Origin of the sequence: Chelatococcus daeguensis, from assembly GCF_001887265.1 — a bacterium.
GTDB lineage: Bacteria > Pseudomonadota > Alphaproteobacteria > Rhizobiales > Beijerinckiaceae > Chelatococcus_A > Chelatococcus_A sambhunathii.
On the sequence record NZ_CP018095.1, the window covers coordinates 864291 to 881014 of the forward strand.

17 protein-coding genes and 1 tRNA gene are annotated in these 16724 nt (G+C 69.1%); 1 reads left to right on the forward strand and 17 read right to left on the reverse strand.

Translation table 11 applies throughout. The annotated features are described in order from the left end of the window. Positions 1-18: 18 nt before the first annotated feature. The 10 genes from rlmH to BOQ54_RS04070 all read right to left on the reverse strand — a co-directional run bounded on the left by rlmH (position 19) and on the right by BOQ54_RS04070 (position 7778). Positions 19-498 carry a 23S rRNA (pseudouridine(1915)-N(3))-methyltransferase RlmH gene (rlmH, locus tag BOQ54_RS04025; protein WP_063187510.1) on the reverse strand — a complete coding sequence of 160 codons (480 nt, stop codon included), beginning with the start codon at positions 496-498 and terminating at the stop codon, positions 19-21. A gap of 7 nt (positions 499-505) precedes the next feature. Further along, positions 506-925, reverse strand: coding sequence for a ribosome silencing factor (gene rsfS / locus BOQ54_RS04030; protein WP_071923319.1), 420 nt, complete (start codon positions 923-925; stop codon positions 506-508). An 82-nt stretch (positions 926-1007) separates the two neighbouring features. After that, positions 1008-1655 carry a nicotinate-nucleotide adenylyltransferase gene (locus tag BOQ54_RS04035; protein ID WP_063187512.1) on the reverse strand — a complete coding sequence of 216 codons (648 nt, stop codon included), beginning with the start codon at positions 1653-1655 and terminating at the stop codon, positions 1008-1010. Beyond that, on the reverse strand, positions 1655-2947 hold the full coding sequence (locus BOQ54_RS04040; RefSeq protein ID WP_063187514.1) for a glutamate-5-semialdehyde dehydrogenase: 1293 nt from the start codon (positions 2945-2947) through the stop codon (positions 1655-1657). The genes BOQ54_RS04035 and BOQ54_RS04040 overlap by 1 nt, the downstream gene beginning before the upstream one ends. A gap of 118 nt (positions 2948-3065) precedes the next feature. Next, positions 3066-4229 (reverse strand): glutamate 5-kinase, encoded by a 1164-nt coding sequence (proB, locus tag BOQ54_RS04045; protein ID WP_186438022.1) that lies wholly within the window; start codon positions 4227-4229, stop codon positions 3066-3068. Then, on the reverse strand, positions 4217-5287 hold the full coding sequence (gene obgE / locus BOQ54_RS04050) for a GTPase ObgE (protein ID WP_063187516.1): 1071 nt from the start codon (positions 5285-5287) through the stop codon (positions 4217-4219). Before obgE ends, proB begins: the two co-directional genes overlap by 13 nt. A gap of 122 nt (positions 5288-5409) precedes the next feature. After that, on the reverse strand, positions 5410-5949 hold the full coding sequence (locus BOQ54_RS04055) for a GNAT family N-acetyltransferase (RefSeq protein WP_157672348.1): 540 nt from the start codon (positions 5947-5949) through the stop codon (positions 5410-5412). Then, positions 5949-6629 (reverse strand): GNAT family N-acetyltransferase, encoded by a 681-nt coding sequence (locus BOQ54_RS04060; RefSeq protein ID WP_063187519.1) that lies wholly within the window; start codon positions 6627-6629, stop codon positions 5949-5951. Before BOQ54_RS04060 ends, BOQ54_RS04055 begins: the two co-directional genes overlap by 1 nt. 175 nt (positions 6630-6804) lie before the next feature. Beyond that, positions 6805-7071: a 50S ribosomal protein L27 gene (gene rpmA, locus BOQ54_RS04065; protein ID WP_019401044.1), complete on the reverse strand. Its 267-nt coding sequence runs from the start codon at positions 7069-7071 to the stop codon at positions 6805-6807. A 53-nt stretch (positions 7072-7124) separates the two neighbouring features. Continuing rightward, entirely contained in the window at positions 7125-7778 is a 654-nt protein-coding gene (locus BOQ54_RS04070) for a 50S ribosomal protein L21 (protein WP_055460397.1), read from the reverse strand. A 662-nt stretch (positions 7779-8440) separates the two neighbouring features. Here BOQ54_RS04070 and BOQ54_RS04080 point away from each other — a divergent pair. After that, positions 8441-8530, forward strand: a tRNA-Ser gene (locus tag BOQ54_RS04080). Between the two features lie 219 nt (positions 8531-8749). Here BOQ54_RS04080 and BOQ54_RS04085 read toward each other — a convergent pair. From BOQ54_RS04085 to BOQ54_RS04120, 7 genes are all read right to left on the reverse strand, one after another. Beyond that, positions 8750-10078: an MFS transporter gene (locus tag BOQ54_RS04085; RefSeq protein ID WP_055461139.1), complete on the reverse strand. Its 1329-nt coding sequence runs from the start codon at positions 10076-10078 to the stop codon at positions 8750-8752. Positions 10079-10087: 9 nt separating this feature from the next. Continuing rightward, positions 10088-10339, reverse strand: coding sequence for a metal-sensing transcriptional repressor (locus BOQ54_RS04090; protein ID WP_055461138.1), 252 nt, complete (start codon positions 10337-10339; stop codon positions 10088-10090). Between the two features lie 129 nt (positions 10340-10468). Beyond that, positions 10469-10630, reverse strand: coding sequence for a DUF1328 family protein (locus BOQ54_RS04095; RefSeq protein ID WP_071923320.1), 162 nt, complete (start codon positions 10628-10630; stop codon positions 10469-10471). A gap of 351 nt (positions 10631-10981) precedes the next feature. Next, positions 10982-11617, reverse strand: coding sequence for a DUF1326 domain-containing protein (locus BOQ54_RS04105; protein WP_055461136.1), 636 nt, complete (start codon positions 11615-11617; stop codon positions 10982-10984). A 144-nt stretch (positions 11618-11761) separates the two neighbouring features. Continuing rightward, positions 11762-12529, reverse strand: a complete 768-nt coding sequence (locus BOQ54_RS04110) for a slipin family protein (RefSeq protein ID WP_055461135.1) — start codon at positions 12527-12529, stop codon at positions 11762-11764. Next, a complete protein-coding gene (locus BOQ54_RS04115) occupies positions 12526-13953 on the reverse strand; it encodes an NfeD family protein (RefSeq protein ID WP_071923321.1) in 1428 nt (475 codons plus the stop codon). Before BOQ54_RS04115 ends, BOQ54_RS04110 begins: the two co-directional genes overlap by 4 nt. Before the next feature lie 144 nt (positions 13954-14097). Next, positions 14098-16599: a DNA translocase FtsK gene (locus BOQ54_RS04120; RefSeq protein ID WP_245316289.1), complete on the reverse strand. Its 2502-nt coding sequence runs from the start codon at positions 16597-16599 to the stop codon at positions 14098-14100. Between the last annotated feature and the right edge of the window lie 125 nt (positions 16600-16724).

A 16724-nucleotide genomic window follows, 5' to 3' on the forward strand; every position in this document is an offset into this window, starting at 1 on the left:
CCTTCCTCCGGCAACCGGTCATTCGCGGTGGTAGGGATGACCGGCAAGGATGGTCATAGCGCGGTAGAGCTGTTCTGCAACAAGCACGCGCACCAGCTGGTGCGGCAATGTCATGGCACCGAAGGACAGGACCATGCGCGCCCGCTCTCGCACTTCGGGCGCAAGGCCGTCCGCACCCCCGATCACGCATGTAAGGGCCGTGGCTCCTCCGTCGCGCCAGCCCGCGAGCCTCCGCGCGAAACCTTGGCTGTCGAGGATCTTGCCCCGTTCATCGAAGGCAACGGCGATGCTGTCGCCGATCCTGTGCAGCAGCGCGACGCCTTCCTCCCGGCGTCGGTCCTCCTCGCGGCGAGCGCGGCTTTCCGACACCTCGGCCACCTCGAGCGCGGAAAAGCCAAGCGCACGCGCCCCCGCTGCGATGCGCTCCTGGTAACGCTCGATCAGCGCCCGCTCCGGCCCGGCCTTGAGACGGCCGACGGCCGCGATCGCGAGACGCATGGGGTGCTCAGCCGGCGATACGTTCGTGCGGCCGGTCGGCGCCCCACATCTTCTCGAGGTTGTAGAAGCCGCGCACCTCGGGCCTGAACACGTGAACGATCAGATCGCCGGCATCGATCAGCACCCAGTCGCAAGCCGGCACGCCCTCGACCCGCAAGGGGCCGATGCCTGCTGCTTTCAACACCTGCTGCAGCCTGTCGGCGATGGCGCCGACATGGCGATGCGAGCGGCCGGAGGTGATGATCATCGTATCGGCGATCGAGGTCTTGCCGGCGAGGTCGATTTCGACCGTCTCCTCGGCTTTCATTTCCTCGAGACAATGACGGGCGAGCGCCACAGGGTCGCCGTCGAGCCTGTCCGCGGCAGTTGGGGCCGATGAGCCGACCGCCGGGGGAGGGGAAGTATGTTCCGCCTCGCCATGGGGCATGAGATTCAGTGCCTGATCCTCTTCAATGAATGGCGCAAACCGGGCGCCACGAGCCTTAAGATAATCGTCATTGTTCCGCGCTTCAACGCCGCTGCTCGGCCGCCGGCCCGGTGCGGCTCCTCTGCGCGCGCAACAAGGTCGAGGACAGCGGCGAACGCGGCCCGTGCAGAAAGACCCAGGCCGGGGGCTCGCGTTGCATGAGCGCGGCCGCCCTGTGCTCGGGCAGGCGGAAGGATGCGAGCGCCACCGCCGCGCGCGCGCGGCAGGCTTTCAGTGTGGCGCCCGGCCGGTCCACCACCGCGATGGGAACGAGCGCGGCGATGTCGCGCCAGTGCTGCCAGCGATAGAAGCCGGCGAGATTGTCCGCCCCCATCAGCCACACGAAGCGGGTGCCGGGGCAGCGGCGCACCAGATAGGCGAGGGTGTCGTAGGTGTAGCGCGTGCCGATGCCCGCCTCGAAGCCGGTGACGTCGATGCGCGGATGGTCGGCGACGCGGCACGCCGCCGCGATGCGCGCGGCGAGTGGCGGCAGGGCGGCGTTGTCCTTCAGCGGATTGCCGGGCGTGACGATCCACCAGATGCGGTCGAGGCCCAGCCGCTTGAGAGCCGTCAGGCTCGCAAGCCGGTGCCCCGCATGCGGCGGGTTGAACGTGCCGCCGAAGAGGCCGATGCGCATGCCGCGCCCGTGACGGGGCAGCGGGGGCGGCCCGGCGAAGCGCGTGTCGTGCATCAAGGCCGGGTCTGTCCGCTGCCGTGCACGCGATAGTTGAATGAGGTCAGCTGCTCGACGCCGACCGGGCCGCGGGCATGCATGCGCCCGGTGGCGATGCCGATCTCGGCACCGAAGCCGAACTCGCCGCCATCGGCAAACTGCGTCGAGGCATTGTGCATGACGATGGCTGAGTCGACCTCGGCGAGGAAGCGCGCGGCAGCCGCCGCATCCTCGGTGAGGATCGATTCCGTGTGATGCGAGCCATAGGTGTCGATATGGGCCATGGCGTCGTCGAGCCCGTCCACCACGCGAACGGCGATGATGGCGTCGAGGTATTCCGTGCGCCAGTCCTCCTCGCTCGCGGGCGTGACGCGCGCATCGACCGCCTGCGTCGCCGCGTCGCCCCGCACGGCGCAGCCGGCGTCGAGGAGCATGGTGACGAGGGGCGCGAGATGCGTCGCCGCGCAGGCGCGGTCGACGAGCAGCGTCTCGGCTGCGCCGCAGATGCCGGTGCGCCGCATCTTGGCATTGAGCACGACGGTCTGCGCCATGGCGAGGTCGGCCGCGGCATGGACATAGACGTGGCAGATGCCGTCGAGATGGGCGAAGACCGGCACCCGCGCCTCGGCCTGCACGCGGGCGACGAGACTCTTGCCGCCGCGCGGCACGATGACGTCGAGATTGCCGCCGAGGCCGCCGAGCATGAGGCCCACCGCCTCGCGCTCGCGCGTCGGCACGAGCTGCATGGCCTCCGCCGGCAGGCCGGCCGCCGTGATGCCGAAGGCCATGGCGGCGGCGATGGCCGAGGCCGAGCGGAAACTGTCAGAGCCGGTGCGCAGGATTGCGGCATTGCCGGCCTTGAGGCACAGCGCGCCGGCATCGGCAGTCACATTCGGCCGGCTCTCGAAGATGACGCCGACGACGCCGAGCGGTGTCGCCACGCGCTCGATGACGAGGCCGTTCGGCCGTGTGAAGGTGGCGAGTGTACGTCCGACCGGGTCGGGCAGCGCGGCCACGGCTTCTACCGACGCGGCGATGGCCTCGACACGGCTCTCGTCCAGGGCGAGCCGGTCGATATAGGAGGCCGCCTGGCCGTTACGGCGCGCCTCCGCCACGTCCTCCGCATTGGCGGCGAGAATCGCGGCCTTGTTGGCGCGAAGGGCTGCCGCAGCCTCGTTGAGAGCCTGGGTCTTGATCCCTTCCGGGGTGATGGCGAGAGCACGGGCGGCCGCGCGCGCCCGGCGTCCGATGTCGTGCATAAGTGCGGCGATATCGTCACTGCCGCTGATCACCTTGAGGCTCTCGCTCATCGTCCCCGTTCCCGTTCGCCGACCATCATAGCGGCCGGCCGTCGGCCAAACATCCGAAACCTGCGCCCCTTATTCTCTCCCCCTTGCGGAGGAGGGCTGGGCGCAGCTTTCGTCCATCTCATCCGCCCGCCAGCGTCATGTCGTCCCGGTGCACCATCTCGGCCCGGCCCGGATGGCCGAGGATCTGTTCGATGTCGCGCGAGGCACGCCCGGCGATGCGCTGGGCGTCCTCCACGTCATAGGCCACGAGCCCGCGGCCGATCTCGCCGCCGGCCTCGTCGCGGATGATGACGGCATCGCCGCGCGCGAAATGGCCCTCGACGCGCCGGACGCCGGCCGGCAGCAGGCTGGCGCCGGAGCGCAGCGCCCGCGCCGCACCCTCGTCGACAACGAGCGCGCCCTTGGCCTCCAGCGTGCCGGCGATCCACTTCTTGCGCGCCGTGACCGGGTTCGACGGCGTCAGGAACCAGGTGCAGCGCGCGCCCTCGGCGATGGCGCGCAGCGGGTTCTTCACCCGGCCATCGGTGATCACCATGTGCGTGCCGCCGGCGGTGGCGATCTTGCCCGCCTCGACCTTGGTGCGCATGCCGCCGCGCGACAGTTCCGAGGCGGCGCCGCCGGCCATCGCCTCGATGTCGCGCGTGATGCGCGCGACGACCGGGATGAGCTTCGCGTCGGGGTCGCTCCCCGGCGGGGCGGTATAGAGCCCGTCGATGTCCGAGAGGAGCACGAGCAGGTCGGCGCCGGCCATGGTGGCGACGCGCGCGGCCAGCCGATCGTTGTCGCCATAGCGGATCTCGCTCGTGGCCACGGTGTCGTTCTCGTTGATGACGGGCACCGCCCGCATCTCGAGGAGCCGCGCCGTCGTGGCGCGGGCGTTGAGATAGCGCCGCCGCTCCTCGGTGTCGGCGAGGGTGACGAGGATCTGCCCGGCGGTGATGCCGTGATGGGCGAGAACCTCGGCCCAGGTGCGCGACAGGGCGATCTGGCCCACGGCGGCCGCCGCCTGGCTTTCCTCGAGCTTCAGCGGGCCCGATGGCAGGCCGAGCACCGTGCGCCCGAGCGCAATGGCGCCCGAGGAGACGACGAGAACGTCTGCGCCGCGCCCGTGCAGTTCGGCGATGTCCTCGGCAAGCGCGGCGAGCCAGGCGTGCTTCAGCCGCCCGCGCGCCCTGTCGACGAGGAGGGACGAACCCACCTTGACGACGACGCGGCGGAACCGGTCGATCGTCGGGACGCCGGCCGTCGCGGAGGTCTCGGCAGTGGCGCTCAGGGATGCCACGAGCTCTCTCCCTCGCCGGCCCCTTCCTTGTTGGCCACCGCGTTGTGCGCGTGATCCTTCTCTTCGCCACGGGCGGCGTCGATCTCGGCGAGCAGCGCCCGCAGCGCCGTCTCCACCCCTTCGCCCGAGGCGGCGGAAAGCACGAGCGGCGTGCGACCCGCCGCGCGCTTGAGGCGGGCGAACTGCTCCTTGCGCGTCTCGGGATCGAGCGCGTCTGCCTTCGACAGCGCCACGATCTCCGGCTTCTCCGCCAGTCCGTGGCCGTAGGCCTCGAGTTCGCGGCGCACGACCTTGTAGGCCCTGCCGGCATGCTGGCTCGTGCCTTCGACGAGGTGCAGCAGCACGCGGCACCGCTCCACATGGCCGAGGAAGCGGTCACCGAGGCCGTGCCCTTCATGGGCGCCCTCGATGAGGCCGGGAATGTCGGCGAGCACGAATTCGCGCGCGTCAACGCGCACCACGCCGAGCCCCGGGTGCAGGGTCGTGAAGGGGTAGTCCGCGATCTTCGGTTTCGCCGCGCTCACGGCGGCGAGGAAGGTCGACTTGCCGGCATTCGGCAGGCCGACGAGCCCCGCGTCGGCGATGAGCTTCAGCCTCAGCCAGATCCACATCTCGGTGCCTTCCTGGCCCGGATTGGCCCGGCGCGGCGCCTGATTGGTGGATGTCTTGAAATAGGCGTTGCCGAAGCCGCCGTTGCCGCCGCGCGCCAGCACCACCCGCTGGCCGATCTCGGTGAGGTCGGCGATCAGCGTCTCGTTGTCCTCAGCAAAGATCTGTGTGCCCTGTGGCACCTTCAGCACCACGTCGGTGCCCCTGGCGCCGGTGCGATTCTTGCCCATTCCGTGCATGCCAGGCCGGGCCTTGAAATGCTGCTGGTAGCGATAGTCGATGAGCGTGTTGAGGCCTTCGACGCATTCGACGACGACGTCGCCGCCGCGCCCGCCGTCACCCCCGTCCGGGCCGCCGAACTCGATGAATTTCTCGCGGCGGAAGGAGACGCACCCCGCGCCCCCGTCGCCCGAGCGGACGTAGATCTTGGCCTGGTCGAGAAATTTCATGGCACCACACGGCTCCCGCATCCACGGCGGGGAGCGGTTTTCCTACAGGAGACGGACGCCCGCGGCAACGCATGGGCGTCGCCGCGGGCAGGCATCGATGGGTGGAGCCGGCGCTTCCGCGCTCACGCCGCCATCTGCTGACCGGTCCAGCGGGCCCGGCCGAGGATGGTGTCGTAGTGCGGCAGCATCCGGCCGTGCGCCCTGGCGGGCATCAGCCCTTCACCGACGACGACGAAGCCGAGCTTCTGCTGCACCTTGAGCGAGGCCTCGTTGCCGGCGAACAGGCCGGAGGAGATGTGAACCGCCCGGCTGTCGGCGAAATAGGCATCCACCACGGCGCCTGCTGCCTCCGGCATAAGGCCCTGGCCCCAGTGCTCCTCCCCCAGCCAGTAGCCGAGGTTCATGGCGCCGTTGCGCGGGGCGATGCCGACGAGGCCGATCGGTTCGCCTGCCTTCGTTACCGTATAGAGCGCCGCGCGGCCGGCGGCCCGCTCCTCGGCACTCTTCTCGATGTGGGCGGCGATGTCGTCCGTAGACACCGGCCATGGCACCTGCGACAGCCAGCGCACGACTGGCCAGGTCATCTGCCGGTGCAGGGCCGGCACGTCCTCGCGGCGCGGGGCACGCAGGGACAGGCGTTCGGTGCTGAGCGTATCCGGCATCATGGCTCTCCTCCGGACAGGGCGGGGGAAGGTTCTGCAGATGACACGAGGCAGGCTGCGTCAGCTGTGCGCTCGCGCACAGCAAGGCCGACGAAGAGCGGGTTGGTCCAGCCCTTGAGGCTCTCCCAGATGCGCCGCTCGAGCCTGAGGTGGTCGACCGGGAAGACGCCGCCGCGCGCGGGGAACGGCAGCAGGCCCGCCCCGTCGGCGTGGAAGCCGCACTTCTCGAGGACCCGCCGCGAGGCCGGGTTGACGACGCGCACGCTCGCGACGATGGCGCGTGCCTCGCTGTGCGTGAAGGCCGTGTCGACGAGCGCCCTGACCGCCTCCGTGGCGAAGCCGCAGCCCCAGAAGGGCGTGCCCAGCCAGTAGCCGATTTCCGGCTCGCCGGCAGCCGACCGGCGCAGGCTGATGGCGCCCATCAGCTCGCATCTCCTGCCGCGCGGCGCGAGGGCGAGCGTCAGCGCCTTGCCGTCGGCATTGGCGCGACGGGCCTCGTAGATGAAGCCTTCGGCCGTGCCTGGCGGATAGGGATGGGGGATTTGCGCCGTCATCTCCGCGACGGCTTTGTCACCCGCGAGGCGCTCGACAGCTCGGGCGTCGGCGAGACGCGGCCAGCGCAGCTCGAGCCGGGCGGTCTCGATCACGAAGGCGTCGTCGATGATCTCGCGGGTAAACATAGTCTCGCTCCGATCCTTGTGGCCCGTGCCGCCTCCCGCGGCCGGTGCCAGAAACGACGAAGGGGAGATGGCATCCCATCTCCCCTGTCGCATGGATCGGAAGCATTCGTCTGGAGCTTCGATCCGCCGGTTCGTGGGATGCCGGCGGTAGCTCCTTCGTCTCAGCTGCCGCCGTTTACTCTGCCGCCTCGATGGCGGGTACAACCGACACGTAAGCTCGGCCGAGTTTCGTGCCGAAAGCCACGCGGCCTTCCGTGAGCGCAAAGAGGGTATGGTCCTTGCCCATGCCGACGTTCACGCCCGGGTGGACGCGCGTGCCGCGTTGGCGCACGATGATGTTGCCGGCAACGACGGACTGACCGCCGAACTTCTTCACGCCGAGACGGCGGCCGTCGGAATCGCGGCCGTTACGCGAAGAGCCGCCTGCCTTTTTGTGTGCCATGTCCGTTACTCCCGAATACTGTCAGAGGGGGGCAGCGATAGCCGCGCCGCGCCTCAGAGATCCTCGCCCGACTTCAGCTCGGCCTGATCGACCTTGGCGCGCGGGGGCTTGCCGGCGAGGAGCTCCTTCGCCTGCTCGATCCACTCGTCGCGCGCGATGCGGCCGCGCAGGTTGAGCTCTTCGTCATACTTCGCGACGTCCGCCTCGCTCCAGGCGGCGATCTGCTCCCAGGACGTGACGCCGGCGGCGCGCAGCTTCTTCTCGATCGTCGGGCCGACGCCCGCGATGAGCGACAGGTTGCTGCTGTCGCGCGCCCCGGTGGCGGCCGGGACAGCGGCTTCCTTGGCGGCCTTCGCCGGCTTGACAGCGGCCTTCTTGCCCGACGGCTTGGCGCCGCCGGTCAGAATCTCGGTGATGCGCACGACCGACAGGTCGTGCCGGTAGCCGCGCTTGCGCTTCGAATTCTGGCGGCGACGCTTCTTGAAGGCGATGACCTTGGGGCCGCGCGCCTGCTCGATGAGCTCGCCGGCGACCAGGGCGCCGGCAATCGACGGCGCACCTACTTCCACCTTGTCACCGTCGACGAGCATCAGCACGCTGTCGAAGGTCACGACATCGCCCGCCTCGGCGGCGAGCCTGTCGATCCTGATCACGTCGTTGGCGGCAACCTTGTACTGCTTGCCGCCGGTCTTGATGACTGCGAACATCTTTGTCCTCGTGTTCGTCTCCCGGCTCTCGGCGGCTACCCGCCCGGCCGGCTTCTTGTCAGCCTGCTCCGGCTTGTGACACGCACTCGAAATCACCGCCGTGCTAAGGGCGGTATCGAAAGAGAAGCGCGCGACTCGAAAAAGCGCGGACCAGCCGCGCCAGAGCGTTTCGATACATGCCGCGGCCGCGCCTGTCAATGAAAACGGGCGCTCGGCGGCATATTTCGGCGCTCGTCGAGTCGGAAGGAGGGCGCCGGGGGACCGGGGCGGCCACGGCCGCCGGTGCGCTCTGCAATCTTGTCGTGGTGCTGCACAGCGGCCACTTTCGTCCCATGGGGCTGCCGGCAGACGCGCTGCACATCCGCGACTGATCCGGCAGATAACGACGCGGCTCAGGGGGCGATTTCGCCCGGAGCGCCTGTAGAAGGCGTGGTAGCCGGCCCGCAGCCGAAGGCTTTGGCCGCAATTGTCCGCCCGTCACGGGGCGGAGGCGGATGGAAACGGTCGCGGGAAGACAATCCCGTTGATCGGGCGCTCCCATGCCGCACGCTGCTGCCTGCCATCCGCTGCGGCGTCCCCCGCGAGACGGGCCGCGGGGATCTTTATTCACAGGGCGACTTGATCTTGGCCCGGTTGCGCGTATATGAACGGCCCGCCATCAAGGAGAGGTGGCAGAGTGGTTGAATGCACCGCACTCGAAATGCGGCATAGGCGCAAGTCTATCGGGGGTTCGAATCCCTCCCTCTCCGCCAAGACACAAATGTTCGCGACGAATCGACGGGTCTCGCAGAGACCCGTTGAAATATGCCGCAAGATGACACCCGCAGCACTTGAGACCAACCGTCGAGCAAGGCGCGCGCGGACACGTCGAGCGCATCGGGCCGGGGGTACGCAACGGCGGCGAGTCCAGCCGTGACCATGTGCGCGAGGGCCGGCATGTCAAGGTGGCGAACGCAGATACGCTCTGAAATCTAAATTCCAGCGTGTGTGGCTCGACGCGGCGGCCAGGCCGGGTGCAACGCGTCGACCACGGCTGGATGGCGATGGTCTTTCGTACCATGCTCGCGCAGATGCGGGTGGTCGGGCGGCAGGTCCGCGTGGGCATGCGGCAGCGCGGTTTCCTCGGTCGCGGGCCAGAGGCGCCACGCGAGCAGCGTGCCTGCCGCGGCCAGCGCGGCCATGACGAGGAAGGTCGCCGGCAGCCCGATCGCCGCCCCGGCCCGGCCTGCCAGCGGATAGGCGATCAGCCAGCAGGCATGCGACAGCGCGAACTGCGCGGCGAAGAGCGTCGGCCGTTCCTCGGCCGGGGCCGAGCGGCGTAGAAGCCGCCCCGTGGGCGTCTGCACCAGCGCATAGCCGAAGCCCGTGACCAGCCACAGCGCCATCAGCGCGGGCAGCGCCCCTACCATCGGCCCCGCCAGCAGCGTCGGCACCAGCAGCGCCGCTCCCGCCAGCATCGCCGGGCGGTCGGGGATGCGGTCCAGGAGCCGCGGCAGCATCAGCGCCGCCGCCATCGACCCTGCCCCGAAAGCCGCGAGCGCCAGCGCCACCTGCGGCTCGCCCAGACCGAAGCTGCCCTTCACGATGACCACGGTGTTGACGATCACCATGGCGCCTGCCGCCGCCACCGCGAGGTTCAGCGCCAGCAGGCCACGCAGCCGCGGTGTGGCGAGATAGCGGCGGAGACCGGCGGTGGTGCGGATCCAGACCCCGCCCGCGGCCGGGGCCTGCGGCGCGGGCAGCCGCACCGTCATCACCAGCGCGGCCGAGAGGAGGAAGCCGATCACCGTGCCGCCGAACAGCGCCGGGAAGCTGACCAACGTAAGAAGCGCCGCCGCCAGCATCGGCGAGACCAGGCTTTCCAGATCATAGGCCAGCCGCGACAGCGACAGTGCGCGGGTATAGTCGCGCTCGTCCGGCAGGATGTCGGGAATCGTCGCCTGAAAGGTCGGGGTGAAGCCCGCCGAGGCCGCCTGCAACAGGAAGATCAGCGCATAGACCTGCCAGACCTCGGTCACGAAGGGCAAGGCCAGCGCCACCGCGGCGCGGATCAGGTCCAGCCCCACGAGCCAGGCCCGCCGCGGCACCCGCACAGCCACCGCCGCCGCCACCGGCGACAGCCCGACATAGGCCACCATCTTGATCGCCAGCGCGGTGCCGAGCACCGCGCCTGCGTTCTCGCCGGCGATGCGCCAGGCCAGGAGCCCGAGTGCGACGGTGGCAAGCCCCGTTCCCACCAGCGCGATCACCTGCGCGGCGAACAGATGCCGGTAGGTGCGGTTGGCGAGGACGGCGCGCACGGGGCGGCCTCAAAGCAGCTTCGCGAGCTGGTGAAGCTCGCTGCGGTCCGAGGCGCCGGCACGCCCCAGGCAGTGGTCGATGTGGTCGTGGATAAGCACACGCTTGGCGGTGGCCGCGACCCTTTCCACCGCCTGCAACTGGATGGCGACCTCTGTGCAGCGCCGGCCCGCCTCGATCATGCCGATGACATGGCGCAGATGCCCTTCGGCGCGCTTCAGCCGGGTGATGATGGCCGGATGAGACGAATGCTGGCGTATCATGCGTTGGCTATATCCACCGGTGGAGAGTCCGTCAAACCAGACTGATCGGCGGCCAGAATCGGTCGCCCTGTCGCTCGCGGGCCGGAGCGGCTGGTCGCGCCGATTCGGTGTCCCGAGCCTGCGGCGGGGTCAGGCGATCGCGACGACACCGAAGAGGACCAGCAGGAACAGGACAAGTACGACAGCGATCAGAATGCGTGCGCCCGTTGCAGCCGCGCCCGCCAGAGCGTGAAAGCCGAGGAGGCTGGCAACAGCCGCGATGACCAGAAGAATGAGAATCCACTTGAGCATGGCGATACCCTCCCACCATCGGCAGCGGTCGATACGATCATGAAACACTTGTGCCCGAATGCGGGTTCCCGGCGGCATCTTCACCGACACGCTCCTGCCGGGCTTCCGGCCGGCGCCGAAGCCGTTCTTCACGGCCGCGCTGCTGCTCGTGTTGGCACACGCACGCGCTATACTGCCATCGCACTTAACGCGGACGCCGAGGGGCGCAAGAACCGCGAGGAGATGAGCTTCTGCGAGGGCTGGAACACGGCGATCGACCGGATGGTCCATTTCGTCAAGCGGCAGTAGGCAGGTCCCAAGCTCCGTGGTGGCCCTGCCGGGGACGCCCTCCGCCGGCAGGGCCATTGACGGTCAATGGACGACGCCGCTTTCCGTCATGTGCAGCCGGGAGAAATGGGCATGTCCGTCGGCGATCGCGAGCGGTACCGGTCCTTTCGTCGATGACGAGCCGCGGCCGACCTCGCACACGTCATACTCGAAGCCGCGCGGCAGGTTGATGCGCGCGCGGTGTTCCTCGCCGGTGACCGGGTTGAGGATCGGATCGCCCCGCGACTCGACCCAGCCGGGGACATGGACGCGGGCCGTGCGTGCTTCCGGGTCGATCTCGAAGTCGATCGTGGTGAAGACGGGATCGTGCACCTTGGCGAAGGTGGTCGAGAAGACCTGGAAGAAGGTCGCGCCCGGCTCGGTGTCAAGGCCGCTCATGATGCGCAGGAGCGCCTCGCGCTGCTCGGGCGAGGCACGCTCGTCGACGATCGGCACCACCTCGCCGCCGCCCTCGTGGATCGCTCCCGGCCATGACACGATCATGCCGATCTTGAGGCCGTCGAGCCGTGTCGCGCCATGGTGCCCCTCGTCAATGTCGACGAAGCCGACTGCATGGCAATTGCCCTGCGTGGGCCGTGCGTTGAACTGGCAGGGACAGCCATAGGCGCAGTTGCACTGGATGAATTCGCGGCCCTTGATGGTCCATTTGGTATCCGGCATGTCGTCCTCCCCATGGCTCGTTCCCGTCGTGCGCGGCTCGGGGCGGCCGTGATCGCGAGACTGTGCAGGTTACGCAGAGGTATCCGGACAACTTTAATTATAGCAGGAACCGCTCGGCGGCAGAAGGCGCGCCACCCACCGGGATCAGTCGTGCTTTCCGTCCGGAGCCGTGAAAGGTCGCAGGAAGTCGAGCGGGAAGGGAAAGACGATGGTGGAGTTCCGCTCGTCGGCGATGTCGTGCAGCGTGGTCAGATAGCGCAGTTGCATGGCCTCCGGGATCTTCGCCAGCATCGTCGCCGCCTCGACGAGCTTCTCGGCAGCCTGCTGCTCCGCCTCGGCGCTGATGATGCGGGCCCGGCGGTTGCGTTCCGCCTCGGCCTGGCGGGCGATGGCGCGCACCATGCTCTCGTCGATGTCGACGTGCTTGATCTCGACATTGGCCACCTTGATGCCCCAGGCGTCCGTCTGGCTGTCGAGGATTTCCTGGATGTCCGCGTTGAGCTTGTCGCGCTCGGCCAGCATCTCGTCGAGCTCGTGCTTGCCGAGGACGGAGCGCAGGGTCGTCTGCGCCAGCTGGCTGGTGGCCATGAGAAAGTTCTCCACGGCGAGCACCGCCTTGTCGGCCTCGATGACGCGGAAATAGATGACGGCATTGACCTTCACAGAGACATTGTCGCGCGAGATGACGTCCTGGCTCGGCACGTCGTGGACGGTAGTGCGCAGGTCGACGCGCACGAGCTGCTGCACGAAGGGCACGAGCAGGATGAGGCCTGGCCCCCTGACGCCGGAGAAGCGGCCGAGCGTGAAGACCACCGCGCGCTCGTATTCGCGCATGATGTGAACCGCCAGCGACAGCAGGAAGCCGATGAGCAGGACAGCGACGAGATAGGGGGCGTAGTCGAACATGGTCATCTTCCTCGGTTCTCGGGTGCCGTCTCCGCTACCGGTTCGACGACCAGGGTGAGCCGCTCGCGGGCGACGACGCGCACGCGCTGGCGCGGGGCGAGCATGACGTCGGCCCGAGCCGCCCAGCGTTCGCCCTGGACGTGCACTTGGCCGTGGCCGTTGCTCCAGGCGAGGACCTCTCCGGTCATGCCGATGAGGCTGGTGTCGCCGGTCGCGACCCGGCGCCGGTGAGCCCGCACGGCCGCGGTCGCGGCGATGATCAGCGTTCCGGCGCTGACGGCGGCGGCCGCCACGACAACGGGCCAGGAAAGGGCGAAGCCCGGCACGTCCCTGTCGAAGACGAGGAGGGAGCCGAGGACGAAGGCGATGATGCCCCCTATGCCGAAGATGCCGAAGGAGGGCAGGAAGGCCTCCGCCGTCATCAGCGCCACCCCGAGCAGGATGAGGCCGACGCCGGCATAGTTGACGGGCAGCAGGTTGAGCGCGAAGGCCGCGATGAGGAGGCAGATGGCGCCGATGACGCCGGGCACGGTGGCGCCCGGGCTCAGAAACTCGAAGACGATGCCGTAGATGCCGATGAGCAGCAGGGCATAGGCGATGCTCGGATGGGTGATGGTGGCGAGGAGACGCGTGCGCCAGTCGGGCTCGATGACCACCGGCCTCAGCTTTGCCGTGTCGAGCCGGTGCTCCGTATTGCCGATGCGCACCGAGCGTCCGTCCGCCTGGGCGAGGAGGTCGGAGAGGTCGTTCGCGACGATGTCGACGACGCCGTAGGCGAGGGCCTGTCGCGCTGGCAGGCTGGCCGCCCGGCGCACGGCCTCCTCGGCCCAGTCGGCATTGCGGCCGCGCAGCTCCGCGAGCCCGCGGATGAAGGCAACGGCGTCGTTCACGACTTTGGCCGTCATCGCGTCGGCCGGTGAAGTCGGCTGCTTGTCCTGCCCGGCCTCGTCCTTGTCCCGGTCGAGCGGCTGGCGTCCGCCGCCGAGTTGCACCGGCGTCGCCGCACCGAGATTGGTGCCGGGCGCCATGGCGGCGATGTGGCTGGCGTAGAGGATGTAGGTGCCGGCGCTGGCGGCGCGGGCGCCGCTTGGGCTCACATAGGTGGCGATGGCAATGGGCGAGGCGATGATGTCGCGGATGATCTCGCGCATGGCGCTGTCGAGGCCGCCCGGCGTGTCGATGCGCAGGATGACGAGCCCGGCCTGGCGATGCGTCGCTTCGGCAAGGCTGCGGCGCAGGTATTCAACCGTCGCCGGACCGATGGCGCCATCCATGTCGAGCACGATCGCCTCGCGCGATCCGGCCGCTTCCCGCGGCGTTTCGACGGTCTGGGCCGCGGCAGCGAAGACGCAAACGCCGATGAGACCGGCCAGGAGAAATACGAGAAGGCCGTTGGACGGGATGCGATCGGTCGGGCGCGTGCAATCCATCGGAGCGTGACGATCTGGCGCCACGCATTATGGCCTGCCGGCCGGCATTTGTCTGCCCTCGGACGGATCACGGTGGGAGGCGAAGCGTGGAGGTACGGGCCTCCCTCCTTCTCGCCGGCGTATGTCGCGGATTTGACCAGGGGCTCAGTCGTCTCCGTCGTCGCCCTCGCCATAGACATCGCGACGGTCGCCGCCGATCAGGATCTCGCGTTTTCCGGCGTGGTTTGCGGGTCCGACGATGCCTTCGTTCTCCATGCGCTCCATGAGGGAGGCGGCGCGGTTGTAGCCGATCTGCAGGCGGCGCTGGATGTAGGAGGTCGAGGCCTTCTTGTCGCGCAGCACGATGGCCACCGCCTGGTCGTAGAGGTCTCCCCCCGGCGCGCCGAACGACGTGTTGTCGAAGACGGCGCCGTCGGCCTCCGGTGCCGCGCCCTCCTCGTCGGCCGTGACGGCGTCGAGATATTGCGGCCGCCCCTGCGCCTTGAGGTGCGCCACCACCTTCTCCACCTCCTCGTCCGACACGAACGGCCCGTGCACGCGCGTGATGCGCCCGCCGCCGGCCATGTACAGCATGTCGCCCTGGCCGAGCAGCTGCTCCGCCCCCTGCTCGCCGAGGATGGTGCGGCTGTCGATCTTGGACGTCACCTGGAAGGAGATGCGCGTCGGGAAGTTGGCCTTGATGGTGCCGGTGATGACATCGACCGACGGGCGCTGGGTGGCGAGCACGACGTGGATGCCGGCGGCGCGGGCCATCTGGGCGAGGCGCTGGATGGTGCCCTCGATCTCCTTGCCCGCCACCATCATCAGGTCGGCCATCTCGTCGACGATGACGACGATGTAGGGCAGCGGCGCGAGGTCCATGACCTCGTCCTCGTAGACCGCCTCGCCGGTCTCGCGGTCGAAGCCGGTCTGCACCGTGCGCGTGATGACCTCGCCCTTCGCCCTTGCCTCGGCGATGCGGGCGTTGAAGCCGTCGATGTTGCGCACGCCGAGCTTGGACATCTTCTTGTAGCGCTCCTCCATCTCGCGCACGGCCCACTTCAAGGCGACGACCGCCTTCTTGGGGTCGGTGACGACGGGGGTGAGGAGGTGCGGGATGCCGTCGTAGATGGACAGTTCCAGCATCTTCGGGTCGACCATGATGAGGCGGCACTCCTCGGGCCTGAGGCGGTAGAGGAGGGACAGGATCATGGTGTTGATGGCGACGGACTTGCCCGAGCCGGTGGTGCCGGCGACGAGCAGGTGCGGCATGCGGGCGAGTTCGGCGATGACGGGCTCGCCGCCGATGGTCTTGCCGAGGCACAGGGCAAGCTTGAGTCTCGTCTGCTCGAAGTCCTGGGAGGCGAGGAGCTCGCGCAGGTAGACGGTCTCGCGCCTGGCGTTGGGCAGTTCGATGCCGATGGCGTTGCGGCCGGGCACGACGGCGACGCGGGCCGAGACGGCGCTCATCGAGCGGGCGATGTCGTCGGCGAGCGAGATCACCCGCGAGGACTTGGTGCCGGGCGCCGGCTCCAGCTCGTAGAGCGTCACCACCGGGCCGGGATGGGCATTGATGATCTCGCCCTTGACGCCGAAATCCTCCAGCGTGCTCTCCAAAAGTGCCGCGTTCTGCTCGATGAACTCCGGCGCATCACCCGTGCCGGTCGAGACAGGGGGCTCGGCAAGGAGCGTTATGGGCGGGAGTTCGAAGGCCTCTGCGGCAGGCGGAGGAGCGGGCTGGCGTGCGGGCGCCGGCGCGGGCGCCACTGGCGGCTTCAGCGCCGCGACGGGCGGGCGCGCGACCTCCCGCCTCACCACCCGGTTGTCGTTGCCTGGCGGGACGGCGATGGCATTGGTCGTCGGCGCTTCCGGAACGCGGACTGCCGGCGCTTGCGGCTCCGGCGCGACCGGGAGGGTCGGCTCTTCGGCAGGGCTGTCCTCGACGGCAGGTTCGGGGGTCTTTGTGGGGGCCGTCGTGAAGGCCCGCTCGATCCCCGTGCTGCCGACAAGCCGCAGGTTCACGCTATAGGCATGGCTCCACCACGCCTCGACCGTATCCGCGGATACGCCGGCCGGGGCGGTCCGCTCCCCGGGTTCCGGCTCGTCGGCTTCGTGGACCTCCGGTTCATGGTCTTCGCCCGCATGCGTCTGCGGCGCACAAGCCTCCGGCGCCGACGCGGCTTCCTGTTCACCAGCGACCGCCCGGTCGGCCGGTGCCGCCGGAAGCAGGGCGGGGTTGCAGCCGAACTCGAAGAAGGCGTGATCGGATATGGCGACGAAGGCGACGTCCTCGCGCTCTGCAGGTTCGTTGGTTCCGGCGAAAAGCGTTTCAGCCGCCAGCGGCTCCTCGATGAACGCCGCAGTCGTGGGCATTCGGCTTTCGGCGTGCGGAGCCTCCGAGCCGACCGGCGCTTCGGTCGGCCCCTGTTGTGGTGGCAGGGCCGGCAGGACGCCCTTCCATACCTGCTGGATGAGATGGTCCGGGGTGCGGCCGAACTTCACCCGCGTCGTGCCGGCCTGCGGTCCTCGCGGCTGTTCGGTGGCGATCGCCGCTTCTGCCGCGATCGCCGCTTCCATCTGGCGCAGCTTGTCGGGGGTGCGCGCATAGCGGACATGGGTTGGCAACACGATTGTCGCCGGATGCGGCATCAGCTTGGGCGCCGTCACCGCGGGCTCCTCCGGGGGGCGGTTGCGCCTTAGCCGGCCTGCGGCCCTGAGCGGGTTGGGCAGGATATCTACGGCGTCCGTTTCGCTGTTTCGTGAAGGCAGTTCCCGTTTGCGCATCGACGTCC

Coding starts and splice junctions, on each gene's coding strand:
- BOQ54_RS04070 (WP_055460397.1), bottom strand. CDS start 7,778: ATGTTCGCAGTCATCAAGACCGGCGGCAAGCAGTACAAGGTTGCCGCC.
- rsfS (WP_071923319.1), bottom strand. CDS start 925: ATGCCCCATGGCGAGGCGGAACATACTTCCCCTCCCCCGGCGGTCGGC.
- obgE (WP_063187516.1), bottom strand. CDS start 5,287: ATGAAATTTCTCGACCAGGCCAAGATCTACGTCCGCTCGGGCGACGGG.
- BOQ54_RS04090 (WP_055461138.1), bottom strand. CDS start 10,339: ATGATACGCCAGCATTCGTCTCATCCGGCCATCATCACCCGGCTGAAG.
- BOQ54_RS04040 (WP_063187514.1), bottom strand. CDS start 2,947: ATGAGCGAGAGCCTCAAGGTGATCAGCGGCAGTGACGATATCGCCGCA.
- BOQ54_RS04105 (WP_055461136.1), bottom strand. CDS start 11,617: ATGCCGGATACCAAATGGACCATCAAGGGCCGCGAATTCATCCAGTGC.
- BOQ54_RS04110 (WP_055461135.1), bottom strand. CDS start 12,529: ATGACCATGTTCGACTACGCCCCCTATCTCGTCGCTGTCCTGCTCATC.
- rpmA (WP_019401044.1), bottom strand. CDS start 7,071: ATGGCACACAAAAAGGCAGGCGGCTCTTCGCGTAACGGCCGCGATTCC.
- BOQ54_RS04095 (WP_071923320.1), bottom strand. CDS start 10,630: ATGCTCAAGTGGATTCTCATTCTTCTGGTCATCGCGGCTGTTGCCAGC.
- BOQ54_RS04060 (WP_063187519.1), bottom strand. CDS start 6,629: ATGTTTACCCGCGAGATCATCGACGACGCCTTCGTGATCGAGACCGCC.
- BOQ54_RS04115 (WP_071923321.1), bottom strand. CDS start 13,953: ATGGATTGCACGCGCCCGACCGATCGCATCCCGTCCAACGGCCTTCTC.
- BOQ54_RS04035 (WP_063187512.1), bottom strand. CDS start 1,655: ATGCACGACACGCGCTTCGCCGGGCCGCCCCCGCTGCCCCGTCACGGG.
- rlmH (WP_063187510.1), bottom strand. CDS start 498: ATGCGTCTCGCGATCGCGGCCGTCGGCCGTCTCAAGGCCGGGCCGGAG.
- BOQ54_RS04055 (WP_157672348.1), bottom strand. CDS start 5,949: ATGCCGGATACGCTCAGCACCGAACGCCTGTCCCTGCGTGCCCCGCGC.